The sequence below is a fragment of the Streptomyces coryli genome (assembly GCF_011044975.1).
GTDB lineage: Bacteria > Actinomycetota > Actinomycetes > Streptomycetales > Streptomycetaceae > Streptomyces > Streptomyces coryli.
This window is the reverse complement of sequence record NZ_JAAKZV010000564.1, coordinates 1-906: the sequence shown is the minus strand read 5'-3', so window position 1 is coordinate 906 and position 906 is coordinate 1. Positions and strand designations below refer to the sequence as shown.

At 71.5% G+C, this 906-nt stretch carries 1 protein-coding gene; it reads right to left on the bottom strand.

Going from position 1 to position 906, the window contains the following annotated elements; translation table 11 throughout:
- Positions 1-49 precede the first annotated feature (49 nt).
- Positions 50-906: ABC transporter ATP-binding protein (locus G5C51_RS42195; protein ID WP_165246239.1), on the bottom strand; the 857-nt coding region annotated here is incomplete at its 5' end.

Sequence of the window (906 nt, the reverse complement as noted above, 5' to 3'; positions counted from 1 at the left end):
GGGGAGGGCGAGGCGGAGGCGCTGGGGCCGTAGTAAGGCAGGCTGGCAATCAGTGCACAGGCGGCGGAGCCTCAGGCCGAGGGCCGGACGGTGTGCTCGTACCGGGCAGCCCCACCACCTCCGTCGCCGAGAAGGCCACAGACACCGTCTCCCCCACCTCCGGCGCCTGCCGTAGCGTGCAGGCTGCCTCCAGGGGCGGGCCGTGTTCCGGGTGGAGGAGGACGATTACGTGGTCGCCGCGGAAAGTGCGTCCTTCCACTGCGCACTTGAGCCCTTCGCCGGGCGCGGCGTCCAGGCGTACCCCTGCCGGGCGGATCAGGACAGAGGTCTCGCCCTGCGGTGACCCGCCAGGCACCGGCACCTCCCCCCACTCCGTATCCGCCACATCCCCGCGGATCGTCGCCGGCACCACATTCGCAAAGCCGAGAAACCGAGCCACGAACTCATCCACCGGCCGCTCCCACACCTCAACCGGCGTGCCCTGCTGCGCAATCCGCCCATCCCGCATCACCACCACACGATCGGCCAGCGCGAAGGCCTCCCCCTGGTCATGCGTCACGGCCAGCACCGTCGTCCCCAGCCGCCCGAAGAGCTGCCGCAGTTCCACCACCAAGCGCTCACGCAGCGAGCGGTCCAGCTGCCCGAGCGGCTCGTCGAGCATCAGCACCCGCGGCCCCGGCGCCAGCGCCCGCGCCAGCGCCACCCGCTGCTGCTCGCCACCCGACAGCGTGGCGACCGCCCGCCGCCCCGCACCCGGCAGACCGACCAACTCCAGCAGCTCACCGACCCGTTCAGCAGCCGCCTTACGCCCCGCCCCATGCATCTCAAGCCCGAAGGCCACATTCCCCGCCACATCCCGCTGCGGAAAGAGCTGATGATCCTGGAACATCAGCCCCACCTCCCGCC